21 protein-coding genes and 1 tRNA gene are annotated in these 23870 nt (G+C 38.5%); 4 read left to right on the plus strand and 18 right to left on the minus strand.

Annotated elements, in window-relative coordinates:
• Positions 1 to 94: 94 nt before the first annotated feature.
• Both A0J48_RS07010 and A0J48_RS27395 read left to right on the plus strand, forming a co-directional pair.
• On the plus strand, positions 95 to 3112 hold the full coding sequence (locus A0J48_RS07010) for a DUF3854 domain-containing protein (RefSeq protein WP_200321604.1): 3018 nt from the start codon (positions 95 to 97) through the stop codon (positions 3110 to 3112).
• Positions 3105 to 3233, plus strand: coding sequence for a hypothetical protein (locus A0J48_RS27395; protein ID WP_267910289.1), 129 nt, complete (start codon positions 3105 to 3107; stop codon positions 3231 to 3233). Before A0J48_RS07010 ends, A0J48_RS27395 begins: the two co-directional genes overlap by 8 nt.
• 56 nt (positions 3234 to 3289) lie before the next feature.
• Here the strand turns inward: A0J48_RS27395 and A0J48_RS07015 are convergent, their stop codons facing one another.
• The 17 genes from A0J48_RS07015 to A0J48_RS07095 form a co-directional block, all read right to left on the minus strand.
• Positions 3290 to 3535, minus strand: coding sequence for a hypothetical protein (locus tag A0J48_RS07015; protein ID WP_200321606.1), 246 nt, complete (start codon positions 3533 to 3535; stop codon positions 3290 to 3292).
• An 8-nt stretch (positions 3536 to 3543) separates the two neighbouring features.
• Positions 3544 to 3882 carry a hypothetical protein gene (locus tag A0J48_RS07020; protein WP_200321608.1) on the minus strand — a complete coding sequence of 113 codons (339 nt, stop codon included), beginning with the start codon at positions 3880 to 3882 and terminating at the stop codon, positions 3544 to 3546.
• Positions 3883 to 3888: 6 nt separating this feature from the next.
• Positions 3889 to 4092: a hypothetical protein gene (locus A0J48_RS07025; protein WP_200321610.1), complete on the minus strand. Its 204-nt coding sequence runs from the start codon at positions 4090 to 4092 to the stop codon at positions 3889 to 3891.
• A gap of 32 nt (positions 4093 to 4124) precedes the next feature.
• On the minus strand, positions 4125 to 4493 hold the full coding sequence (locus A0J48_RS07030) for a hypothetical protein (RefSeq protein ID WP_200321612.1): 369 nt from the start codon (positions 4491 to 4493) through the stop codon (positions 4125 to 4127).
• Between the two features lie 102 nt (positions 4494 to 4595).
• Positions 4596 to 5432: a hypothetical protein gene (locus A0J48_RS07035; protein ID WP_200321614.1), complete on the minus strand. Its 837-nt coding sequence runs from the start codon at positions 5430 to 5432 to the stop codon at positions 4596 to 4598.
• Positions 5433 to 5434: 2 nt separating this feature from the next.
• Positions 5435 to 7402, minus strand: coding sequence for a coiled-coil domain-containing protein (locus A0J48_RS07040; protein WP_200321616.1), 1968 nt, complete (start codon positions 7400 to 7402; stop codon positions 5435 to 5437).
• Entirely contained in the window at positions 7356 to 8597 is a 1242-nt protein-coding gene (locus tag A0J48_RS07045; protein WP_200321618.1) for a hypothetical protein, read from the minus strand. The genes A0J48_RS07040 and A0J48_RS07045 overlap by 47 nt, the downstream gene beginning before the upstream one ends.
• Entirely contained in the window at positions 8591 to 9991 is a 1401-nt protein-coding gene (locus A0J48_RS07050; protein WP_200321620.1) for a cadherin repeat domain-containing protein, read from the minus strand. The genes A0J48_RS07045 and A0J48_RS07050 overlap by 7 nt, the downstream gene beginning before the upstream one ends.
• A 37-nt stretch (positions 9992 to 10028) precedes the next feature.
• The gene (locus A0J48_RS07055; RefSeq protein WP_200321622.1) at positions 10029 to 10367 is read right to left on the minus strand and encodes a hypothetical protein; all 339 of its coding nucleotides are present in this window, start codon (positions 10365 to 10367) and stop codon (positions 10029 to 10031) included.
• A 150-nt stretch (positions 10368 to 10517) separates the two neighbouring features.
• On the minus strand, positions 10518 to 10760 hold the full coding sequence (locus tag A0J48_RS07060) for a hypothetical protein (RefSeq protein ID WP_200321624.1): 243 nt from the start codon (positions 10758 to 10760) through the stop codon (positions 10518 to 10520).
• On the minus strand, positions 10753 to 10953 hold the full coding sequence (locus tag A0J48_RS07065) for a hypothetical protein (RefSeq protein WP_200321626.1): 201 nt from the start codon (positions 10951 to 10953) through the stop codon (positions 10753 to 10755). Before A0J48_RS07065 ends, A0J48_RS07060 begins: the two co-directional genes overlap by 8 nt.
• A 167-nt stretch (positions 10954 to 11120) precedes the next feature.
• A tRNA-Lys gene (locus A0J48_RS07070) sits at positions 11121 to 11192 on the minus strand.
• A gap of 50 nt (positions 11193 to 11242) precedes the next feature.
• The gene (locus A0J48_RS07075) at positions 11243 to 13165 is read right to left on the minus strand and encodes a sensor histidine kinase (protein ID WP_200321633.1); all 1923 of its coding nucleotides are present in this window, start codon (positions 13163 to 13165) and stop codon (positions 11243 to 11245) included.
• A 344-nt stretch (positions 13166 to 13509) separates the two neighbouring features.
• Positions 13510 to 14094, minus strand: coding sequence for a hypothetical protein (locus A0J48_RS07080; RefSeq protein ID WP_200321635.1), 585 nt, complete (start codon positions 14092 to 14094; stop codon positions 13510 to 13512).
• Positions 14094 to 15359: a glycoside hydrolase family 10 protein gene (locus tag A0J48_RS07085; protein WP_200321637.1), complete on the minus strand. Its 1266-nt coding sequence runs from the start codon at positions 15357 to 15359 to the stop codon at positions 14094 to 14096. The genes A0J48_RS07080 and A0J48_RS07085 overlap by 1 nt, the downstream gene beginning before the upstream one ends.
• Positions 15360 to 15499: 140 nt before the next feature.
• Positions 15500 to 16969: a glycolate oxidase subunit GlcD gene (gene glcD, locus A0J48_RS07090; RefSeq protein ID WP_200321639.1), complete on the minus strand. Its 1470-nt coding sequence runs from the start codon at positions 16967 to 16969 to the stop codon at positions 15500 to 15502.
• 166 nt (positions 16970 to 17135) lie between these two features.
• The gene (locus tag A0J48_RS07095) at positions 17136 to 19262 is read right to left on the minus strand and encodes an NACHT domain-containing protein (protein WP_200321641.1); all 2127 of its coding nucleotides are present in this window, start codon (positions 19260 to 19262) and stop codon (positions 17136 to 17138) included.
• 168 nt (positions 19263 to 19430) lie between these two features.
• Here A0J48_RS07095 and A0J48_RS07100 point away from each other — a divergent pair, with 168 nt between their 5' ends.
• Entirely contained in the window at positions 19431 to 19568 is a 138-nt protein-coding gene (locus A0J48_RS07100; protein WP_200321642.1) for a hypothetical protein, read from the plus strand.
• 146 nt (positions 19569 to 19714) lie between these two features.
• On the opposite strand, the gene A0J48_RS07105 is transcribed toward A0J48_RS07100, so the two are convergent.
• Positions 19715 to 20326: a Uma2 family endonuclease gene (locus A0J48_RS07105; protein WP_200321644.1), complete on the minus strand. Its 612-nt coding sequence runs from the start codon at positions 20324 to 20326 to the stop codon at positions 19715 to 19717.
• Between the two features lie 324 nt (positions 20327 to 20650).
• On the opposite strand from A0J48_RS07105, the gene sbcC reads away from it, so the two are divergent.
• Entirely contained in the window at positions 20651 to 23674 is a 3024-nt protein-coding gene (sbcC, locus tag A0J48_RS07110) for an exonuclease subunit SbcC (protein ID WP_200321646.1), read from the plus strand.
• The last annotated feature ends 196 nt before the right edge of the window (positions 23675 to 23870 follow it).

A 23870-nucleotide genomic window follows, 5' to 3' on the forward strand; every position in this document is an offset into this window, starting at 1 on the left:
AAAATCGTTCACCACTTCGTTCGCCACTAGGTTCACCACCGGTTCACCACCGAGACAAAACCAAGGTTGTTTACCCAAGTAAGAGAGTATAATTATGGCAAGGAAAGAAAAAACCGAGAAAATTACTACTTTTCCCGGAATTGAAAACATTAATTCTTCAGATATTATAACACTTGAAAAACCCGAAACGCAACAAGTACAGGGTGTCCAGGAAGAAAAAACAGATAATTATTTCCAATCAATACAAGAATTTAAATCATTTGTTAAAGACAATTTTATCAACGGCAGCGGTATAGCTCCTGAATTATTCGCTGAATGCATTGAGTTCGTCTCAGAACAGGAATTTACCCTTGGGGGAGACATTGAAACCCCTATCCACACTCGGCTTAACTGGTCAGCTTACAAACGTTCCTGGAAGAAAAAACGTCCACTATTTGCGGCCTTCCTGAAAAATGAAGATGGTTCTGACTGGCAAGCTATTGTATCAATACCAGATCATTCAAAAGATAAACCCTACAGCTACCTAGCACCCACAGGCAATGGGGACAGGGTTTACTTGCCACCTGTCCCCAAAACCATCAGACAGAAAATAGCTCAACGCTACGGTGTGGAAATTCCCCTGGAGGGAAGCTTCTGGGAATGGCTGGAGACAGCTAAAATCCCCCGCATTCCCACCGAGGGAGGCAAAAAGGGTTTGAGTCTTCTATCTAATGGGTACGCTGGTTTGTCCATGTATGGCTGTTCCTGCGGAGGTAAAGAAATCCCCATCCCTGATTTGGCTAGATTCAACAAGGACGGCTCAACCTGGTTATTTGCCCTTGACCGAGATTCCAAACTCTCCACCAAACGAAAAGTTAACGCCTCCAAAAAACGATTGGAAGCTATCCTCAGTGAACAATCTGTAGTTTGTATTGATGACATTTCCTGGAATCCTGAACAGGGAAAAGGCGTTGATGATTTGATTGTGAATCAGGGGTCAGGTGCATTTGATTTAGCCTACGCCAACGCCTTGATGCGTGCATCCAAACAAAAAACAACAGGTGGTTATGAAGATACTGGATCAGAGAAACGCAAAACACCAATACAATCAGAAATAGCCTTGATGATGGCTAAAAAATTTCAAAATGTTTTAGCCTTCAATTGTGAGAAGAAAGCATGGATGTACTACAGCTTAGAAACAATCGGTGTTTGGGTTGAAATTAGTGATGAAACAATAGAAGCATTGATTTATAGAGCCGTACTGTCAGAAGGGTTTGAATGCTTCAGTAGTTCATTTCTCAGTGGTGTTGTTAAACTACTGAGAAGTGAGCTTTTCACTCTAAAATGGGAAGAACCAGAAGCCACACAATATTTACCCTTTGAAGATGGAGTGTTAGAAATAGCCACAGGGTTACTACAGCCACATTCACCCCATTACAAACTAACTTGGCAATTACCACGCACCTACAAACATGATGGGGGATGGGATAATATTCGCCAATTTCTTGACGATGCAACCTGTGGAGATAAACAAGCCAAGAGAATATTACTTTGCTACTGCAACGCAGTTTTAAAAGGTAGGCACGACCTACAAAAATTCTTGTATATACTTGGTAGACCTGGTTCTGGGAAAGGAACTTTTATCAGATTACTAACTTCCTTGATTGGAAAAAGTAACATAGTATCTACCGATTTAAAAACCTGGAATACTAACAACTTTGAACAGGCTAGAGCATACCGTAAACGATTAGTAGTATTTCCTGAACAGATACCTTATTACGATGACATTGGTAAGTTTTTAAGTCTCACCGGGGAAGATTTGTTGAGGTTTGAGAGAAAAGGTAAAGATGCAAAAGATGATTTTCCCTATACGGGAATGACATTAATGGCAGGGAATATTTACGCCTTCTCTGGTCAAACTCTTAACGCGGTTCGCCGTCGTGAATTATTGGTTTTATTTAACAATGCAGTACCTGTTGTTAAACACTTAGAACCATTATTTGCACCTGAATTATCAGCATTCACCGCTTACCTATTAACTATTCCTGACGAGGAAGTAACAGCAGTTTTAACAGGTAAAGGACACGATAATTTACTTGATTCTTGGGAAGCCAGAATGAGGACTGACCCCATAGCTCATTGGGCTAATTATCATGTCGTATTTGACCCACTAGCTACAACATTCATGGGGAATAACAAGAATGAATGCGGTGATGGGAGAGAAGCTACAACTTTTTACGGTAGTTACGCTAACTTCTGCCAGAAGGCGGGGAATAACCCATTAGGTGCTAACCACTTCTCACCCAACTTCAGAGAAATGCTTTCAACTATTTGGGGCTGGCACGTTGAAAAAATTGATTCAAACAAAGGGTCATATTTGAAGGGTGTCAGGTTACGGGTAGATGGTTTTGATGACCATATTCCGAGTTTTGATATGACTTTGCGTCAAAAATCGGACAGCGAAGAAAAAAGTGGTCTACGTAGTGGTGAACAAAGTGGTGAACCAGTGGTGAACCTCAACACCTTGCAGGACAATACTTCTAGCGGTAGTGGTGAACCAACCCCAGAAACCAGCGCAAAAAATTCATCATCTTCTGTTGTTGATCAAGAATCAACAATTAATTCGGAATCTAGCGCAGAACCAGTACACCCACAGGAAACAGCACCTGTTGATAAATTTGCCCCTCCACCAGCAGATGACTACTATCGGAATTTTCCAGTAGAGCCGTATAAGTTCCATTCCGAGACGCTGTATGGCGACTGCATGATTGTAGCCACCCCATTTGCAAAGATTGAAGCTACAGGACAATCACAATTTCACCTGCTTTTTGAGTGTGATTGGGGACGAGCAGTAGAAGTAGTCAAGTGCATCACTGATAGAAAGTCCGTTGAAAAATTGGCTCAAAAATCTAAAAAATTAGCAGCACTGGAAGAAGCCGCACAGCGCCAATGGCAGAAACGAGCGAGTAAACAACTATTCCGCATTCAAAAAGACGGGGAATGGGTGAACGATTGCAAGATTTTCCGCGTGCCTAACCGGGCATCCCACAGACACTTTTTCCTCCTTGATGCTCCAGATGGAATGAGATACCATGCCTCTGTCGGAGAGTTTGAGGTGATGCCCCATGACTAGTCCCTGGAGATTAGCCGCCCGTGCGGCTATCCAAAGAGCGATCGCACAACTGCCTGAAAATTGCGCTCGGGCCAAACTGAAAAAGGCTATTGATGCAGCTTACCCATTTGATGAAAGGTAAAACCACCTACTAATCCAGATGGAGTTGTAGATGGTCAGTTGTCATTGTTTGATAGTTTAATCAGTTGACCGCTTCAGGCAGTTGTTATTTTTTAATAATTCATGGTGGTCATCTAATTTACTCTTTATTTCAGCTAACTGGTAATCGAGTAGTTCGTGCTGGTTCTTGTGAAGGGTTAACTCATGTTCCAAGCCTTTTATCAGTGCGTGGATTTGTGCTTCAAATTTAGCGGCTCGATAAAAGATAGTCAGAACCGCTGCTATTTGTAAAAAAAATTCAAGCTGAGATTGAGTGATAGACATTTAGTCCGCTATATAGAAAATTCATCTTGTAGAAAAGATTGGTAGACCTTAACCGAAAGAGAATCAATATAATTTCTTGGCTTGACTTCCAACAAACAGCCTTTTAGTTCTTCCTTTGGGAGAGTGAACATTTTTGTCCCCTGCCACAACCTATACCAGCGTCCGTCAAACCTCCCCGCAGGTGTATTCATGTGAGGGATAAGAAACCCTAAATGTTCCCAGTCTTCGCCTTTTATCTCCAACCCTACGGCTATTCTTCTGTTGGTAAAAGAGTGAGTAATTATAATTTTCGGCTTGGGGTCTACCAGCAAATTAAAAAAAGCGCGTTGGTAGACCAGCTTCCACATAAGAAATTATGGAACTAAAGCAATGTTGACAGTAGCTTCACGGTACTGAACATCAAAACTAGTATCTTGAGTTTGGATCGAACCTTGAGCAAATCTGGCATCGGTAATAGTATCGTAGGTGTCTGAGTTGTCAATCTCGGACTGAAAAATAGTTCCGTCCCAATACCCGGAGATGGTTCCAGTGTCATCTAACGCAACGACGATGTACATTATTTCGATTCCTTAAATATCAAAAGTTGAAATTAGCCGATTACGATTTTTCTGCGTGCAACAGGTCTTACTTTTGAAATGGCGTATCCATTGTACTTTTTACCTAATAGCTCTTTCGCTGCTGTGTCCGCCTTTTCAGGGCTAACCAGAACCACGGCACGCTGTGTATTTTGACCTTTTTTGTAGTAAAGGGACAAAGGAAAGCATCCTGCTTTCAGGGCTTCTTCTCGACCTTCTCCTGCCAAAACCTTACCATCCGGTGGCACACCATCTGTATCTTCGGTGTATCCAAGTTCAGTAGCAATATCTTTAACTGCGTTCTTTACCGCCTTGATATAGACTACTCCTGTTGCCCCAATGTTGAGGCGATATGGTGTTCTTTTTTTCGTTGTTGCTGCCATATTTGAAATCCCTCGATTGGTTCAATCATGACACTGGATTATATGTTTCTTACCTGACGAAACCTTATAGATGTTCCCGCTTTTGAAACTAGATTCAACCTTCTATGATGTTTTCTTGATAGCGTCCCAGTATCGCCCCGTAGTGTCCACCAGCATTATTGGATATTCTCGATTGTCAAGCACCATATAGGCGTACCGGAACCGCACCTTAGCAATTGGCCTCCATCGTTTCTTGGGGACTGCTTTCCCATAAACCATCTCAGTCCCGATGGGCTTGGTTATTGAGGCTTTTTTGGGCTTGTCGGACAAACCGACAGCTTTTTCATCGTAGGGCAGCAGCAGAACTGCAAGGATCTTTTTGATAACGTCCACGCCTTCCGCCTGATTCATCGCAAAGATTTGTAAGCATTTCAGCCCATGCTCGACATCAACATAAGTAGTAATTTCTTTGCCCTTCGTGAAAACAATTCCCTTGTTGCTGTCAACGAATTCGCTAAAAATACGATTAGCAAAAGGGGTAGCCTTATCCGGGGTCATGTTTTCTTTCGTATAAGCTTTGACCCGAAAACTGATGGTAGCTTCCACCGGACGTAACCCATCTGGCACTGATGCCCGGTCCTGTGAAAAATATAAAAATATTTGGGGATGCAATTCGTAACTTTCTTGGAACTGCCTGGACGGAATCCCAAATACTGGGGCAAGTCCCCGAAATGCGTATCCTAAAACTATATAAAAATAAAATAAACGAATAATAACTATGACTGCGGAATCGTCATCTTGGATGGTGCAAGCAGTACGAATCGCACCTCGATTAGTAGTTATTTCCGGCTCCCAATTCGGTCCTAGATCCTTGAAATATTTTTGCAACAATTTGTTCTGGTCACGCTTGATCATATCCATCAAATGTTGCCATTTTTTATAATTCTGAGGTAGTCCCATTGTTAATCTGCCTCCAATTTATCTACCGGGTCAACGTCTTTTCCTTTGGACGCATCTTTACCAGCGTCAAACTCTTCTTTCTCTTTTTCAGCTTCTGGAATTTCTTTACCCTGCCTGCCATTTGGCTTTTGAGCCAGGGTATCAGCTAGAGTAGCCGATTCAGATTCTAGTTGTTCTTTTGCACTCTTTACGTTTAAAGGCTCTTGGGAAACCTGCTCAACAGTGCTGGCTGTGTCCTGCAAACTTTGCAATTTAGTTAGCATTGGATTGTTGAAATTCGGACTGGGATTGAACCATCCATAGGCTTTTTCTCCTACTACTCCCCACAATCTGAGAGCATTAGCCACCTTGGCATTTTGACCACTAATAGTATTTAGTGCATTTACGATGGTGTCTCCCATCGACAATAAGCTACTGAATAGATTTGCAGTTGCTTGATAAATTCTGTTGTAATAATTCCACTGTTTTATCCAGTAGTCGTAATTTTCCTTGCCTACGACGAACTGAATAGCACCAGTGATAGAGTTATTGATAAGTGTCGATAGCTCTACCGGGTTGTCTTGATCATCCTTTACTCCTATCAGGTCAACCACGTTCTGCATAGCCTGAGTGAGCGTAGTCACAACCGACTGAGAAAGCATTGCGGCATTATGGATTGTGACTCCTAATGTTAATAGGTTCATAGCCCGGTCTACGAGAAGCCAGTTGAACCCGGAGACGAGCTTTCCACCAATGCCGATGGCTTTACCACCTTTACCAAATATTTGGTCGCCCAGCTTGGCATTCATGGTTTGATTTAGACCATAAGTAGCATTGCTAACTCCTAAATTAGTAGTAGTAGTAGCATCAATTTTCTTGAGTAATGCCAGGTCTGGCTGTGTGTAATTATTGGTCGTGTAATAATTGTTTGTTACCACATTTCCTCCAGGTTTGAGTCTACCTATTATTGCCTTAATCGCGTTGATTGCTAACCAAATTGCACCTACTTGAATAGCGAATTCTGCAATTTTACCCAGCATTTCTGGGATTTTATTGACTAATGGTTTTAACTTTCCTAGTTCCTTGAAAACATCAGTTTTTAATTTCTCGACTGTTGTTGTCAACTCCTTAAACTGAGTTTTTAACGATGTTGCAAGTTCGTTTAACTTGCCTTGCAAAGTGTTAATACTAGATTTCAGTCCAGGAATGATTTTTTCTAAACCTTCTATCCTTCCCTGCAACCTTAATAAAGCATCACGAGTTGAATCGGTTAAAAATTTAATTTCACTATTAATTAAATTCTCCAGCCGCTTCATAGCTGATAGAGCGGTCTGTGTAACCCACTCAATGTCTCCTAACGCTTTATCAGCTTTACCTTCTGCTTTTACTGCGATAGTGGCTGCTGCACGTGCATCATCGGCTGCTTTCCGTGCCAATCCTAGAGCTTTAAGCGCCATATTCCAAGCATCTTGTCCTGTTTTTGAAATAAAGCGTCCAATAACTCCATCAAGTAAAGTATTAAAAGCAGCACTTAAAATTATGCTCCAAATAATGCTTTGGACTAAAGCTGGCAATCCTTTGATGAAACTACCTACTATTGCTTTTAGTGTTGCAAGTTCTATTTTTATTTGAGCGATAGCTATTGCTTTTGCCTTTAAGTCATTCCATATCTTGCCAACATCCATTTTTAAAATGTTAACTTCCTGCTGGGTTGAATCCATCTTGAATTCTACTATTTGTATCCTTCTATTTTGTGCTTCAATTTTTTTGTTGATATCTATAATTTGCTTTTTTATTTCATCAATCTGCCTTTGGATCATGGCATTGGGGTTGCCTTTGTCATATTCAGGCTGCCACCCAAACCGCCTCTGTAAATTGTCTATCCCTTGATTGAATCTGTTGGGGATATCACCAAATGAAGGTCTACCAGGAACACTCATACGTTTACCTTCTAAACAATAGCTTGAATAAGTTATTAATAAAAATTCCAACTATATCAAACACTATGTTTAATCTTGTAATTGAGCTGAGAATTTCCTTGCCCGCTTGGTCTAATTGATTAATGTAATTTTCTATAGCCAATTTATCCTGCTCTAACTGAGAATTTTTAATTTCTAACTGAGAATTTTTTATTTCTAGATTTTGAATTCTTGCCAATAAATCCGATTGATTGGCATACATTATTTGCTTGGTTTCGTAACAGCAATCTTTCATAGGGCGTGGTGGTGGAGCTAAAGGTAAAGGTACATCGCACTTATATTCAACATCATAATTATTGTCGGGGATGTCGGATAAATCTAAAGTCCCGTCACTAACATCAATATAGGTTTCTCCGTATGCCCTTTTTGAAGAAAAATAAGTATTTGAAGAGGAATAAGGTAAAGGAATATATTTCTTGTCATAGTCTACAACAGATATTTTCCGTGCGCCACTAATACTGTAAGTAAATATGAAATTATTGGCCAGATAACGTAGCCCAGCATCATCATCTCCATCCAATACTTCACTAAAATTATTGGCAAGATTTCGATTCCAACCGGATGCGTAATAAGCCTTGTAAATTCCGCTAAAAGTTTCATCTCTATTGCGATACCAAATTGTCGGAGGGTCACCAAACAGTTGCTGATGTACTGTACGTTTAGCTTTGTAGATTACCTCTCCGGACCAGAGATAGGTTATCCCAAGATTATCAATATAGATACTATCCACTGACCCAGTAATAGATAGTATCTGTATATTCAAAGAACCTTTATCTTCAAAATATTTATCATCTCCAAGATACTCCTCCCAACAAGATGCATAATAAGGCTGATATTTCAGCCTGAAGTAAATATCAGTTGTTGATGGCATGGTATGTACATCTGGCATTTTAAATGGGTCTTTCCTGGGTGTGCAGGCTGGATTTCTCCAGATAAGCTGGAAGGACGGAAGTTTAAAGAATGCCAAAGAACCTGTTAGCTGAATACCGATATTACAGCCATCATTAACAAATTCAATATCAATCCCAATCGGTGAATCACTAAAAGGGTCATCATAATTCGGCTCTTGCGGTGTCGGTGGAGTCGCATAAAAATTATTGCCCAATGGTATTAAATCCGGCTGGACAGGTACAGGATTTAATAATTTATTTGTTATATTTCTTGCTTTTGAAGATGTCTCAAAAGTTGGTCTAGAGGGCTTTACCATATATATAGTTTGAAATTGTTGATTTCTCCCACAAAACCACCGCTACCAAGATAAGATTGCCCTATTGTGATTTGAGCGGTAGCCATAGCAATTCCTGTGTTTCCACTAATTTCATCTGATCCAATTTTTAAAGTTGCAACACCATCAATTCTTTTAAAGCTACATTCAACATTATTTATTGCCGTTGGTTGCACCTGTAACGTGAAACCACCGGAATAAAGATTTATTAATCCATCCGAATCGAGATAAATTACCGGAGAGCCAATACCCGATGCTCCCCTGGTGTCAAAAATGTAATGATTTTCATAAAAGTCAGTCACATTCATGAACCAGGTAAATTCAAAATTCTGGTTTAAGTCATAAGTAGCGTTGTTCAATAAAACAATACTTGAACTACTGTCAAATACTAATAAATTATTAGATGCCGTAACACCGTTAATGGTTAAACTTGCATCTACTGAAGCCGTAGGAGTGTTAAGAATATTCTCGTTGTTGGCATAAAGGTTAATATAGCTAGGAGTAACTTGTTCTTGAATATCTGTCACCAAAATAGTAAATGCTTTTGTAAACGATAAATTATTGTTGTCGGTTACTTTAACTTTGATGTTGTAGCTGGATTTTAATTCATAATCAGGAGATGAATTAATCATCAAATTATTCCCTGAAATAGTAAATTGTGAATTATCTTCGCCTCCAATCCCATCAACAAAGCTATAAACATAAGTGGTAGCGCCAGTCCCACCAGTATTACTTAGGCTTCCTATATTAGTTCCCGGTGGTACGTTTTCGTCAATACTATTATTAGAAAGGGTTATATTAGTTGGTGCTTGATTTTGATTTGTGGGAGGGATTACTATTGCTGATGTCTTATATAAAACTGTTGTTTTTTTTTCAACTGTTACAATAATGTTTATTTTGTCATCTCCAGTCAACAAGCCGTAACCAGCATCTTGTATCTGAACGGCTAAATCCGTGTCATTCCCAAGGATAAAATATTTATTATCTGGGTCTAGGGATTCCAATAAATCAAACTGCGTGTATTGAAATCCAGAACTGTTAATGACGGCAGTCGAAGAAATAAGACTGTTACTGTTATTTTTTATCAAAAACAAATCTAGCTGCTTCCTCGGCGAACTCCATTGTGTCTCCATTATTTTAATAGCTTGCTGCTGCCTGCTATCCGTTATCTGTATATCCGGGAGTTGAACTTCATCTAAAGATTCAATCCAGCACATAGCCTTGATGCTGTTAATTGCTAATGCCTCACTCAGAGTTACTACATCATTGCTTGTGTAGCCCAAGGCAGAAGGTATATTCAAGGTTTTTATGCCGCCAACACTTGTGTAATCAAGGCTGAGGGAAAATGTATGGTGAGAAGAGAATGTTTCAATCATTTATTTTCCCCATCCGAACGATGGGGGCTAGGGAATATTAGAACTGATTTGGGTCAATGGTTGGTGCAACGTATGGTTGCCTCAGCGTGATCGTAAATGGAAATTCTTTAAATTGAGAGACGGTGTTGTCGGCGTTAAAAACAGATACCACTGCTTCAGTTCCTCTCTCGACACGGAGACTCTGATCAGGGTTTGAATTCTGTGCTTCAGGTGTAAGGGACTGTTCCCATCGAAGCAAGATGGCTACAGCCATTGATTCAGCCGTGTTGGTTGCAGATGGGGTCAACGTTGTAAAGTCAGCCTTGTTTACAGACAAATTAGAAGTTGTTTGGGAAGCAGCGTCACCAAAAACGTCCGTTAAAAGCGGTTCTGCCATTTTATGTTCAGAGTCTAATAATTAGAAGTTCTAATATTTTGGCACAGATAAAGAGCGACCGCACTAACAGCAAAGGGAGAGTATTTCTACTCTCCCTGATTGATAGTTATGAAACTTGGTAAAAGTTCTGTTTTTATCTTTGCCCAACATTTAAGCCACAGTTTTGACTGATTTAATACCCCCGCTACACCACTGAATCAATAGCCAGCGGTCAGACTCTTTATCTAAAGCTGGTTTGAGACGGAAAGCGAAAAATTCTTCCCATGCTTCCACTCCATGTTTAGCAACGAATTGTTTTTCTACTTCCTTGAATCTTTTCCAATCACGATTAGCGATCGCACTCAGCATGGGGATTAGTTCAGTAATTGATATTAAAAGCGTAGCCTCACTCATCCGGGTATCCCTCAAAAATACAAATTATTGGTAAAACATCTGCTTCAGTGTCGATTGTTTCAATCAATCGCAGTCCGCGCTTTGCCCCTATCTTTTTGCAGTGTTCCTCCGAAGCTGCTGGTAGCCAGTACCTTAACTCTTTGACCGGGTCAAACTTTCCTTTAGAACGTTTTATTTCTTTTTCACTTGCCATTATTTGTTATAGAGGATGCAATCACTTTTGTCATTAGGGATTTTTATGAAATTTAGTCAAGAAATTTTTACAACTTTTGCCCAAAAATCAAAGGTTTTGAGGGGGGATAAATGGAGAATTTAGGCAAGATTTAGTCAAGACGATTTTTGACGAAGGCTGAAAGCTAGTGGGTGACCTGAGATTCGAACTCAGAACCAGCGGATTAAGAGTCCGATGCTCTGCCGTTGAGCTAGTCACCCACACATGAAGCTATGATAGCAGACTTTCAACAGTGGCGCTAGTGTTGCAGTTAAAAAACTGGTTCAAGGAGGAATTTGATGGTGAAAGTGATTTGCCGATCGCCACTTTTAATATTAATTGAACCGTTTAAACGGTTCACCATTGCTTTCACCAAAGCCAGTTCTAGTCCGGAATCACTAGATTTCCAGGGAGCATGGTTGGTAAAGCGATAAAATGGCTGAAAAACCTGCACTATTTCATGGTTAGGAATCTCTACACCAGTATGGCAAACTTTTAACTCTAATGTGTCTGCATTCAAATTAGCAGAGATAGTGATTGATTCCCCTGTAGGAGTATATTTACAAGCATGGTTGAGTAATGCGGTAATAATGCGCTCCAAATCAGTAATGTCAGTTTCTAAAGGTGGAAGTTTGGCATCAATAATTAAGTTTAAGTTTTGTTTCTGGCAATGAGCAACATCCCGAAAAGATTCAACAATGGGAGTTAACCAAGTTTCTAGATCAATAGTTATTAATGTTGGTGGTTCGGGTTCGCTTTTTAGATAAGTAAGGGTGAGCAAATCGTTAATTAATTTGCTTTCACGTCCACATTCGTTATTTAAAATTTGTAAGAGTTGAGGTACTATTTCTATGTTCTCAATAATGCTGGGAGTGAGCAAACTTTCTAAAGTTTGAGCAGCGAGACTTATACTAGTAATAGGTGTGCGAAGTTCTTGGGAAAGGGTTTTTAAGAATTGATTTTTGTGGCGTTCCCTTTTTTCTAGTTCTTTTACTTGTGCTTTGGTTTTTTCTTGGAGTTGAGATTGCCGAATTGCGATCGCACATTCGTTAGCTACTTCCTGGACTAAGGATATCTCCAATTGGTCAAATTTTTCTTCTGTGGATTTAATTAACCAAATATTGCCTAATGTCCCCTGTCCGTCAAAAATTGGACAAGCAAGTTGAGAGACAATTTTTACTTGTGTATTCCACCCAGGCTGAATTTCTAAAGATTGCAAAATTTGTTTTTGTAATAATGACTGATAAATTTTGGGAAAGTCTAAAACTTTTCTAGTTAATCCATGATAATGAGGAGAACTATAGCTATACTCGTAAGTAACTGTAGCTGAGGTTTGACATTGGTTATAAAGTTCAATGTAACATCCTTCCAGTGGCAATAATTCAGCTAATTCTTTCACAGCAGTTTGTAGAACTTGATTAGCATCCAAGCTATCGCGTATTTCTTCAGTCAGCCTTCTGAGCAGTTCCTGAAATTTCTGTGTCTGATTTAACTGATTTGTGTGCTGTTGTTTTTGTAATTCTAGCTGTTCTTGTAAATATTTTACTTGTTGTTGTAGTTCTGCTTGCTGGACAGCAATACAAATTTGTAAAGCTATTTGTTTGCATAAATCAATTTCTTGTTGTTGCCATTTGCGTTTTTCTTGGCAATGTTGAGCAATCAACAGTCCCCATGAATTATTATGTTGTAATAAAATTGGCACAACTAGATTAGCTTGCACCTGCATAGAGGCTAAAAAATCTCTTTGACAAGGATGTAAACCAGCGGCATAAATATCTTCAATCTCATGAATACAAACACATTCATAGCATTCTGGATGCTGGATTTCAAAACAGGGATCTGGGATTTTTTTCCCTAGTAGAGAATCGCCAGCTATAATGGTTGATTCTGCTATAATTACCGCAGAGTTATCATGTTCAAATCGGTAAATCAGGATGCGATCGCACTCCAGAAAATGGCGAATTTCTTTAACTGTTTGCTGTAAAATTATTTCTAAATCTTCAAATTTACGAATCCTGTTAGCAATAGCTTGTAACAATCTCTCCCTTTCTATTTCCATTGTCTGCACAGAATCATACCTACTCAGTAGAAATTGCTCACTACTGCTTTTTTCATCTAGTTCTGTACCCAACAATATCTGCCGGGGTGCTGTGTTTGTCAAATTGGGAAGTGATTCAACTGGATTGATTTTCATGAGAGTCCCTATTTTAGATTGCTGACTCTTCTAGGCGCTGTTATCCAACTCTCTGGGTATTAATTCTGGTGACAAAAGTTCCTTAGCGCCTAAAGCTAAAGTGTTTTTCAAATTTTATTCATTGATATTAATATTTTTCTCTACTTCTAATCAGAAATGTCAGCCAGCTAGGGGGTGTAGACATAGGCAATCATGCTGATTAGAGGCGAAAATACATCTCACTTTTGTAAGTATACTGAGGTTGCTGTCAATAATGTTTTAAGATTCTGGCATATACTGAATGATAATTTAGAAAAATTTTCACAATTGTTAGAATTCTTAATATTTTCGATAATATTTAGCTGTCATTTCCGAAACAATTTGTAGGCTGTGATTCCCGTGAGGATTCCTACAATTAGCCAAGCAATGACTAAACCGACGACTTCCCCTAAAAATAATCCTGTAAAGCGGCGCAAAAACATACCTGTAACCGAACCAACGGGTAAAGCCACAGCCCAACTGGCCGCACTCAAGAACATCCAACACCATCCCCAGTTAACTGATGAAGGTATTGCTAACCACCATTGTGCGATTCCAATCATCAAGCCACCAACAGCCCCAGAAATAATTGCAAATAAGATTCTCAAATGTAACAACTCTGTTGATAGTACATACCAACCGACAGCACCTACACCAATGACTGTAATTAGTACCCAACCTAAGACGGTTGATAATATCCAACCTAATGGAAAGATGGTTTGTCTGAGTATATAACTTTGGGGGAGTGCGATCGCCAATCCACCCACAGCAGCTGCTAGTATTCCCACATCAGGTTCTTCACCAATTTCAATCAAACATAAACTTAATAAAAAACTAATTAAAGTAGCAAAACTCCACATTAATGTAAAAGTAAAAATACTAAATTTAGGTTTGAATAACGTTAATTGCATCACATTTTTTTTAATTGTAAAGGTTTAACTGCTTTGGTAGAAAACATTTCTAAAAATGCCTGACGGCGCTTTTGGGGAGATTCAGGGGCAATGTAACCCCATAAACTTTCCCAGTAGAAAAAAGAAAAACCTGCAAAATTGAGATCGCCTGTGCTAGAGTGAATTCCATCCCGCACAAATTGCACCTTTTCTTTAATCTTGCTAATATTCACAGGACTTATAGTAGTACCCGTCGAGATACCAATACTGACAGGAATCTTAGTCATAGCTAATTGTACAGCAGGTTTTTTGATTTCGGCAAGAAAAGACTCCTTATCATCTCGATAAACTTGCAAAATCAACTCATCTATTAAACCTTTATTTACCCATGTTTCCCAATCTTGCAAATAATACTTATAGGCAAAATATTGAGAATTGGGAGAAAGAGATATTTTGACATGAGGTTTAATTGCTTTAATAGATTGATTGATTCTGGTCATAAAATCAGTGATTTTATCTGCCCTCCACCGCATCCATTCTGTTTCAAAAGGATCACTGGGTGGATTTTGACCTAAATGTTCTTTTTGATAAAGTTTAATAGTATATGTATCATATCCAAATTGTACTGGCATACCAAAATGATCATCAACTTGAATGCCATCAATATCATAATTTTTAACAACTTCTAAAATTAAATTTTGAATAAATTCCTGAACCTGGGGATGGAGAGGATTTAGCCAAAGTTGACGTTTAAAAACACCATTATCATCAACTTCTTCGGGGAGAATTTCATTCACAGAATCTACACCTTGTTGTCCAATTGTCAACCATTCTGGGTGTAAATTTGCCAAGGCAGAATTAGGTGGAGTCATGAACCCATATTCAAACCAAGGAATAATACTGATATCTTTGGTTTTTGACAACTTGACCAACTTAGCTAAAACATCTTTTCCACCGTGCATAAAATTGAGCAAAGGTTGAGTGTCTTCACCGATAACACTTTTGGCAACAGCACTTTTATAAAAAGTGTAACCTCTGTTCCAGACAACTGGATAAATAGTATTAAAATTTAGTGATGCTAATTGATTAATAGCACGGTTGATTCCCCAAGGAACAAAAAGCACACCACTGGCAACATTAGTCAGCCAAACACCGCGAATTTCTGTAGTTAAAGAACTAGTTTTTTGATAAGAAACAGAAGTAGAAGAAATCGGAAATGCTGTGAAGCTGAAAACAAATCCTAAACACAGGCAGAATAAAAAACAACGACGGAACACCCTCTTCATTTGGCTACAGAACTTACTTTTTCCTACTATATATAACTACAAAATTGAATTATATATGTCAGGATTATGTAATGATATGCGGACTTTTCGATAAGAAATCAAAAAGGCACAAAATAATGTGCCGATAATTGAGCGTCAAATCAAAATCTTTCCACACCTGCAAATTGCTGAGTTGAGGCTTTAGCAGCTTCTCCACAAGTGCGCGGTGTCGGAAATATTTTACCAGGATTAGCCAAACCTTGAGGATTGAAAACTTGTTTTACCCATTGCATAGTTTCTAAATCAGCTTCGCTAAACATTTCTGGCATATAGCATTTTTTATCAGCACCAATACCATGTTCACCGGAAATGCTACCACCGACTTTCACACATAGCTTGAGAATTTCTCCCCCTGCTGCTTCTACTTTTTCCAATTCTCCAGGAATAGAATTATCAAATAAAATTAAAGGATGAAGATTGCCGTCCCCTGCATGAAAGACATTGGCAATTCGATAACCATACTTTTGGCTGATAGCCTCGATTTCATTCAATACATAAGGTAATTGAGTCCGGGGAATTACGCCATCCTGCACATAATAATCAGGACTAACATGGCCAGCAGCAGCAAAAGCAGCTTTTCTACCTTTCCATAATTTTAATCGAGTTTCTGGATCGGAAGCAGAAGTAATATTCCGCGCTCCATTTTTTTGGCAAATTTCTGCTACCCGCTGTTTATTAACGGCAACTTCTACATCTAAACCATCAATTTCTACTAACAAAATTGCCGCTGCATCACGGGGATAACAATTAGTAGCTACAACATCTTCCACAGCGTTAATACTAATATTATCCATCATTTCCATGCCACCAGGAATAATGCCTGCACTGATAATATCAGAAACACTGGCAGCAGCAGCTTCAACACTATTAAAATCTGCCAAAAGTACACAAATTGATTCAGCACTTTTGAGAATTTTCAAAGTTATTTCTGTAGCAATTCCCAAAGTTCCTTCTGAACCAACAAATACACCAGGTAAATCATAACCTGGCATTTCGGGAATTTTTCCTCCCACATCTACAATAGAAGCATCAGGAAGTACGAGTTTTAAACCCAAAACATGATTGGTAGTCACACCGTATTTTAAACAATGTACTCCCCCGGAATTTTCGGCAATATTCCCACCAATAGAACAAATAATTTGACTGGAAGGGTCTGGTGCAAAGTAAAAACCAGCACCGCTGACAGCTTGTGTCACCCAACTATTAATTACCCCTGGTTGCACAACTGCAAGATGATTTTCTAAATCAATGCTGAGGATTTGTCGCATTAAAGAAGTGACAATTAACACTGAATTTTCCGTTGGTAAAGCGCCACCAGATAAACCTGTACCAGAACCTCGTGCAATGAAGGGAACAGAAAATTGATTACATATTTTTACAACTTCCGCGACTTGTTCTGTGCTTCTGGGTAAAACTGCAACTGGAGGAGTTTGACGATAGCTGGTTAAACCGTCGCATTCGTAGGTAAGGAGTTCTTCTTTGCGTTTAACTACGCCTTTTTCACCGAGTACAGCGATAAATTTTTTGATAATGGGTTTCCAGTCGATTTGTTTTTTATCTTGGGTAAGCATTATGTTTTTGACTATGTGGATATTTACAGGGTTGACAACGTTATAACTACTTCATCAGAATAATATTACCATTCAAAGTCCCCCTTTTTTAAGGGGGATTTAGGGGGATCTACAAGTGTTTAATACCACAGGAAAAGTTTTCAGATATTCTCTACGCTGTAAATCTTTAACCGGATACGATATTACTGTTATAGGGTTTTATTTCTGCAATGGGTAATAGTAAAGTATCCTCTATATACTGGCGCACATCACGACTAACATAACAATCACTATTTAAGCATTCTAGTAGAAATTTATTGGCATTATAATATTCTTCCAGTAATTGTTTTTGTTCTGTGCTAAACTGCCAATCATGACCAATATTGCGATATTTAATCATGATTTTTCTTAATTCTTCAGCCCAATTTTTACCATTAGTTCGCCACCAATTTATATAAGCTTTTTGATCTTTGTTTCTGTCTGGTATTTGTTCTTTCAATTTTTCTAGACAATTTCTGAGTTCTGGGTCGAGGGAGAGGGAGAGGTTGAGGGAGAGGTCGAGGTCGAGGGCAAAATATAAAGCTCTAACTGCTGCTGGTTTATAAAAAACCTGAACGAAAAAAGATTTATCTTTTACACATTGCAAAAACTGCTGTAACTTCTCATCTTCACTTACTAATCTATCAATTTTATCCTTGATTAATAGCAATAATCTATCCGCATTAGGTGACATCCCCACCGCTAATAAACAAACTTCTCGCCAGCGTGTTTCAGTAAAATGACTAACCAAAATTTGCAAAGCTTTATCTGATGATTGTTTAACAACTACAAATTCCCTAGCTGTAAAATATTCATGAAAAGTCAAATGGGAAAAAGAGTAAATACCTTTCGCTCTTTCTACTAATAATCCATGTTGAGCTTCAATTGACTTGAGAATTTTTTCACTATCCAGTTGCAATGCTTCCAGGTCATTACTGGCATCTGGTAAATTTCTAATATATTCAATGATGTATTTTTCTGCTGCTTTCTGTTTGAAGAAATATTCACTCTGCTCAAAGGTAGTCAAGGCAATTTTACTGAGTAAATCTTCCTTGCGCTGCACAGATAGCTTTTTGTAAATCTGGTCACGTTGAATACCCCGTTTGGCATCCCATTTTTTTAGCAGTGCATCTAGTCCTTCTTTGTATAACTCAGAACGATTTGCAGGAAAATCTCCTGATTCTTCAAATGCTAAACATAGTAAGATGAGCAATAAGGGACTTGTGGCCAGTTCTTGAATAGGTTGATTATCTTTAATGTGTTTAATAAAATTCTCTGGTTTGACAGGCTTATTTTTAAACCAGTTATTTGCAAATGTAGCAATTTGTTCTTCATCAAAATCAGCAACTTCTACTTCTGTGAATTTCTCAAAGGTGTATTCCTTAGCAGCAATGCGGCAAGTCATCACAAATTGATTTTGTTGAAAATTGCTAGAAAAATCACTTATCTCTTTTAAGATACGGTCGCTATCTTCTTCTTTTACTTCATCTAAACCATCAAGAAGAATCAACATTCTCCCTTGAGTTAATAATTTTTCTGCATCCTGAGAACTGAAATATCTAATTGACCCTTCTGCACATATAAATTCTAATAAGCTGGGTTTATTATCGGCTTCGGCAAAGTTTTTGAGAGTGACAAAAATCGGCACAAGATGAGAATGAAATACACCTTCAAGACATTGAATTGCTAAATATTTCAAAAATGTAGTTTTACCAGCACCGGGTTTTCCCAAAATCATCAATTTGGAATATTTCTTTACAGCATCCAGTCCAGGTACTCTTTCTTTAGTAATTCTTCCCATTCCAAAGCGGTAAAAATCTTCTTGTGTACATTGCTGGAATAATTCCTCAATTTTTAGTCGTTGTCTTCCAGTAATGGTTTCCAGAATGTTGACGTTGGTGTAGATGTCATTCAACCCTATAGGCTGTGTCATATCTAGCACCCGCATTGTACCGCAACGTTCTTGAATCAGGGGTTTTATTTTTTCTCGTACTTCTTGGACGAGGATATCTATATCAATGGTGTTTTCTTGACTCGCTTCTGTCTCTGGTTCATTGACTTGAGTAACGACTTCTTCCCATTCCAGTTCTAACCTTTCGCAAATTTGTACAAAGAGATTGCGGTCAACTGGTTTACCTGTAAAGAATTTACCAACTGGTTGACGAGATACTCCCAACTCTTCAGCTAATGCCTTTTGAGTCAAGGAAAAGCGGATTAAAGCCTTGTTTGCTTTTTGGATACCTTCAGCAGAACAGGATAGGGAACGACCAGTCATAATCAAACTTTCAGCGCAGCAATTTTACTGATTTTAACCTGTCAAAGAGAAATCAATGCAATCTCATACACAAGTCACTCAAAACTCAAGCACTGCTGCAACTTGATTTCAATCACTCACCTGTCAATGTAGAGATGTAGTCAATAATTTGGGCATCGGTAAAGTTTTATGGATACTATTTCAATCATTTTATTAACTGCTTTATTAACTTGGGTACTAGAAAAATCTGCTGATGCGGTTCTATTTTTGATTATTAAATCGTTAAAAGATAAATCAGAAGAAACTGATAATCAGAACAAAAATTAAAGCATAGATATCTGTAACAATCTCGTTCCCAGTCTCAGACTGGGAATGCTATCACAGAGGTTCTGCCTCGGCTGTCATTTAAGGCAGAGCCTTTTAAAATTCATTGCCATACAGAGTATGGGAACGAGTAAACATAACTATAATTATCAAAGCTGAAAAATCTGCTCAACAGTCAAATTCAACTCTGGAAATATGGGCGATTTTAAATTTTCATTTCCCCGGAATTGAGCAACTTGATATTCTCCATCTACCAATTCATAAACAGAAATAGTCGGTTGTTTAGGACTACCAATAAAATTTCTCCCACCCAAAGCTAAATAATCAAAAATCCAATATTCAGGAATACCTAACTCTTCATAATCTCCCAATTTCCTAAAATAATCATCACGCCAATTTGTGCTGACAACTTCAATAATTAACTTCACTGAATTTCCTTGAGTGATGACTGATTCAGCTTCCCATCTAGGTTCGTTCACAAGGGCAGCTTCATCTAAAACTATCACATCTGGTTCATATCCAGATTTACCGTCTACAGATTTGATGATACACTCTCTAGGAATAAAAAAGGGTAATTTGTATTGTCTCAGGATAAAATTTAGTTCAGCTATGATAAATCCTGCTAATTTAGAATGTTTACCTTTTGGTTTCGGCATCTCGACAATTACTCCATCATGCAACTCATAACGGTGTTCTGTATTTTCTGGATACCAGGCAATAAATTCGTCAAAAGTGACTTCTTTCTGTAGAGTTTGAATCATTGTTACTGCTTCTCCTCCGATTGACAATTTTTACTCTGATTCTCACTGCTAATCCTTACTCACCCAGAATAACATTTTCATCCCCACACCATTTACTGAACCATACCAAAAGAAAAAGGCATAAAAAACTACCTCTTTTTTCCTTTGCGCCTGGAGTATTTCTGCGTGAGGCAAAAAAGATGTCATTCATTTACCAGAAGAATGTAAATTTTTGTAAAATTCATGTCTTCAAGACTAGAAACCTGATATTCAGACAGCTAAACTAACAAAAAGTGCATCTGTACTGCTTATTATAAAAATTGTAGATATGGCACTATAGCCTCAATGATCCCAGTTCAACTGATCCTTAAAAACTTCCTTAGTTACCGTGATGCAACTTTAGATTTTGGCGGTTTGCATACGGCTTGTATTTGTGGTTCTAATGGTGCGGGAAAATCTTCTCTTCTGGAAGCTATCACTTGGGCTATTTGGGGTGAAAGCCGCGCTACTGTTGAAGATGATGTGATATATTCTGGTGCAAAAGAAGTTAGAGTTGATTTTACTTTCCACAATCACCAACAAACTTATCGCGTCATTCGTACTCGCTTGCGCGGTGCAACTAGTGTCCTAGAATTTCAAATTGAAACTCCGGCTGGTTTTCGTCCCCTGACTGGTAAAGGGATGCGAGCAACCCAGGATGTGATCATACAACATATTAAACTCGATTACGAAACTTTTATTAATTCTGCTTACTTGCGTCAAGGTCGAGCAGATGAATTTATGCTCAAGCGTCCTACAGAACGCAAGGAAATTTTAGCAGAGTTGTTAAAACTCAATCAATATGATCAATTAGAAGCACGAGCTAAGGAAAATTCTAAACAGTACAAATTCCGGTTGGAGGAGTTAGAACGTTCTTTAGATAATATCAAAGTTCAACTGCAACAACGGGAAACAACAAAAGCTCAAAAAGTTGAGTTAGAATCTCAATTGAATAACCTCCAACAACAGCAAGCTTTGGATAATATTCAACTACAAAGTTTGCAAGTTGTCCAACATCAACGCCAAAATTGGGAACAACAATTGAGTTTTGTCCGGCAACAATATCAAAATCTTAGCCAAGATTGCGATCGCTTGCATCAAGAACAGTTAGCTGTTAAATCCCAATTAGCAGATTTACAAGTTATTTTAAATCAAGAAGCAGCAATAAAAGCTGGATACGCTCAATATCAAAGTCTGCAATCCCAAGAAGAAGCTTTTGCTGTTAAATTTGAACAACATACTCGCGCTACCAGTTTCAGACAACAACAACAACAGCAGCTTACAAAACAAATTCAAGCCATTGAACGCCAACTACAACAAGCAGAAGCTCAATTAGAAGCATTAGAACAACAAGAGCGAGAAATTCAACAAACACTCACCAAGTCTGCGGACGTAGAAACAGCTTTAACTCAATTATCTGCTGCTCGTGAGCATCTCAATTATTTGGATCAGTTGCAAATGCAAGTGAATCCTTTATTACAGCAACGGTTAAGTTTACAAAGTCAATTAGATCGCACTCATGCTAGTTTAGTGGCACGATTGGAACAACTGCAAGCCACAGAAAACCAACTCCAAACCCAGCATCGTCGTCAACCCCAACTGCAACAAGCAGTGCTGGATGTGGGTATGCAAATTGAAGAATTAGAGAAAAAGCGAGTTTATTTACAGCGGGTACAGGAAAAGGGACAGGAACGCCGACACTTTATTGAACGGTTACAAGCTCACCAACGAGACTACGAGAAATTACTAGGAGAACTAGAGCAAAAATTACAAATGCTCCAAAATCCTAATGCTTTGTGTCCTCTGTGTGAACGTCCCCTAGATGAACATCATTGGAGTCGAGTGATACAAAAAACCCAACTTGAGTATGAAGATACCCAAGGACAATTTTGGGTAGTGCGGGAACAAATGGCGGTTTCTGACCGAGAAATTCAGGTACTTAGGCAAGAATACCGCGAAATTTCTCAGCAATTAGCTGGTTATGATGCTTTGCGCGAACAACGGGGACAATTGGCAGCACAATTGCAAGCAACTACAGATGTTCAAGAACAGTTACGAAAAATTGCACTGGAACGAGAACATTTAGAACGTTCTTTACAAGGTGATTATGCTCCTGATAAACAAGCAGAACTTCAGCAATTAGATCAATATCTGCAAAAATTAAACTATAATGAACAAGACCATGCTTTAGCTAGAAGTGAAGTAGAGCGTTGGCGATGGGCAGAAATTAAACAAGCACAAATTAAAGATGCTGCAAAAAAACAGGCACAATTAGCAGCGAGGAAACCAGAATTACAAGCTAGTATTGAGGAATTAAAAACCACAATTCAGTTAGAACAAACTGATTCAGATACAGCTAAACAAATAGAAGCTTTAACTCAAGAAATTAAAGAGCTTAATTATAGTTCTGAACAACATAATAAATTGCGTCAAGCTGTACGTGAGTCTCAATCTTGGCAATTGCGCTATCAACAATTATTGTCTGCTCAACAACAATATCCCCAACTACAAACAAGATTAGAAGATTTGGCAACTTCTTATAATAGCCGATTGGTAGATCAACAAAAATTTGCAACTCAAATTGACAGTATTGTCGAGCAATTAAAAGCGACAGCTAACCCAACGGAGCAAATTAATAGTTTAGAACAGCAAATAGCTATTCGCAGACGAGAACTTGATGAAAAAATCGCTAATTTGGGGCGTATTGAACAAAGATTACACCAATTAGAAACACTGCAAACTCAGTACAACCAAGAACAGGAACAATTAAAATACTGTCAGCAGCAACAGCGTGTTTATCAAGAATTAGCGCAAGCTTTTGGTAAAAATGGTATCCAAGCTTTGATGATTGAAAATGTGTTACCACAATTGGAAGCTGAGACAAATCAACTACTTTCGCGGTTGAGTGCCAATCAATTGCACGTGCAATTTGTTACCCAAAAAGCAGGAAGAAGTGGCAAATCTACTCGAAAAAATGCCAAGTTGATTGATACTTTAGATATTTTAATTGCTGATGCCAGGGGAACGCGAGCTTATGAAACCTATTCTGGGGGAGAAGCGTTTAGAATTAATTTTGCGATTCGGTTAGCTTTGGCGAAATTATTAGCGCAGCGTGCAGGTGCAGCATTACAACTATTAATTGTCGATGAAGGTTTTGGTACTCAAGATAACGAAGGGTGCGATCGCCTTATTGCCGCGATCAATGCGATCGCAGCGGATTTTGCCTGTATTCTCACGGTAACTCATATCCCCCACCTGAAAGAAGCCTTCCAAGCCCGAATTGAAGTTAACAAAACTCAACAAGGTTCACAGATATTATTATCAATTTAATTGCATCTTATTAACACTCATATATTAGTCTGTAAGGCGGTTAGGAGAGCAACTGATAGCTCAACTGGCCTATGATATTCACACGGACATGATGTTAGTGATGCTGAAATAGGGTATAAATAAGGTGTATTAATTCGTTATGAAATCTTAAAAAAAAATAAAAATAATAAAATAGTGGCAATCTACTAGAGCAAAA

Source organism: Sphaerospermopsis aphanizomenoides BCCUSP55 (assembly GCF_001586785.1).
GTDB classification, from domain to species: Bacteria; Cyanobacteriota; Cyanobacteriia; order Cyanobacteriales; family Nostocaceae; genus Sphaerospermopsis_A; species Sphaerospermopsis_A aphanizomenoides_A.

Bases quoted from the DNA above. Each gene is read 5' to 3' on its own strand.
- A0J48_RS07010 (WP_200321604.1), top strand. From the start codon at position 95: ATGGCAAGGAAAGAAAAAACCGAGAAAATTACTACTTTTCCCGGAATT.
- A0J48_RS27395 (WP_267910289.1), top strand. From the start codon at position 3,105: ATGACTAGTCCCTGGAGATTAGCCGCCCGTGCGGCTATCCAAAGAGCG.
- A0J48_RS07015 (WP_200321606.1), bottom strand. From the start codon at position 3,535: ATGTCTATCACTCAATCTCAGCTTGAATTTTTTTTACAAATAGCAGCG.
- A0J48_RS07020 (WP_200321608.1), bottom strand. From the start codon at position 3,882: ATGTGGAAGCTGGTCTACCAACGCGCTTTTTTTAATTTGCTGGTAGAC.
- A0J48_RS07025 (WP_200321610.1), bottom strand. From the start codon at position 4,092: ATGTACATCGTCGTTGCGTTAGATGACACTGGAACCATCTCCGGGTAT.
- A0J48_RS07030 (WP_200321612.1), bottom strand. From the start codon at position 4,493: ATGGCAGCAACAACGAAAAAAAGAACACCATATCGCCTCAACATTGGG.
- A0J48_RS07035 (WP_200321614.1), bottom strand. From the start codon at position 5,432: ATGGGACTACCTCAGAATTATAAAAAATGGCAACATTTGATGGATATG.
- A0J48_RS07045 (WP_200321618.1), bottom strand. From the start codon at position 8,597: ATGGTAAAGCCCTCTAGACCAACTTTTGAGACATCTTCAAAAGCAAGA.
- A0J48_RS07050 (WP_200321620.1), bottom strand. From the start codon at position 9,991: ATGATTGAAACATTCTCTTCTCACCATACATTTTCCCTCAGCCTTGAT.
- A0J48_RS07055 (WP_200321622.1), bottom strand. From the start codon at position 10,367: ATGGCAGAACCGCTTTTAACGGACGTTTTTGGTGACGCTGCTTCCCAA.
- A0J48_RS07060 (WP_200321624.1), bottom strand. From the start codon at position 10,760: ATGAGTGAGGCTACGCTTTTAATATCAATTACTGAACTAATCCCCATG.
- A0J48_RS07065 (WP_200321626.1), bottom strand. From the start codon at position 10,953: ATGGCAAGTGAAAAAGAAATAAAACGTTCTAAAGGAAAGTTTGACCCG.
- A0J48_RS07075 (WP_200321633.1), bottom strand. From the start codon at position 13,165: ATGAAAATCAATCCAGTTGAATCACTTCCCAATTTGACAAACACAGCA.
- A0J48_RS07080 (WP_200321635.1), bottom strand. From the start codon at position 14,094: ATGCAATTAACGTTATTCAAACCTAAATTTAGTATTTTTACTTTTACA.
- A0J48_RS07085 (WP_200321637.1), bottom strand. From the start codon at position 15,359: ATGAAGAGGGTGTTCCGTCGTTGTTTTTTATTCTGCCTGTGTTTAGGA.
- glcD (WP_200321639.1), bottom strand. From the start codon at position 16,969: ATGCTTACCCAAGATAAAAAACAAATCGACTGGAAACCCATTATCAAA.
- A0J48_RS07095 (WP_200321641.1), bottom strand. From the start codon at position 19,262: ATGACTGGTCGTTCCCTATCCTGTTCTGCTGAAGGTATCCAAAAAGCA.
- A0J48_RS07100 (WP_200321642.1), top strand. From the start codon at position 19,431: ATGGATACTATTTCAATCATTTTATTAACTGCTTTATTAACTTGGGTA.
- A0J48_RS07105 (WP_200321644.1), bottom strand. From the start codon at position 20,326: ATGATTCAAACTCTACAGAAAGAAGTCACTTTTGACGAATTTATTGCC.
- sbcC (WP_200321646.1), top strand. From the start codon at position 20,651: ATGATCCCAGTTCAACTGATCCTTAAAAACTTCCTTAGTTACCGTGAT.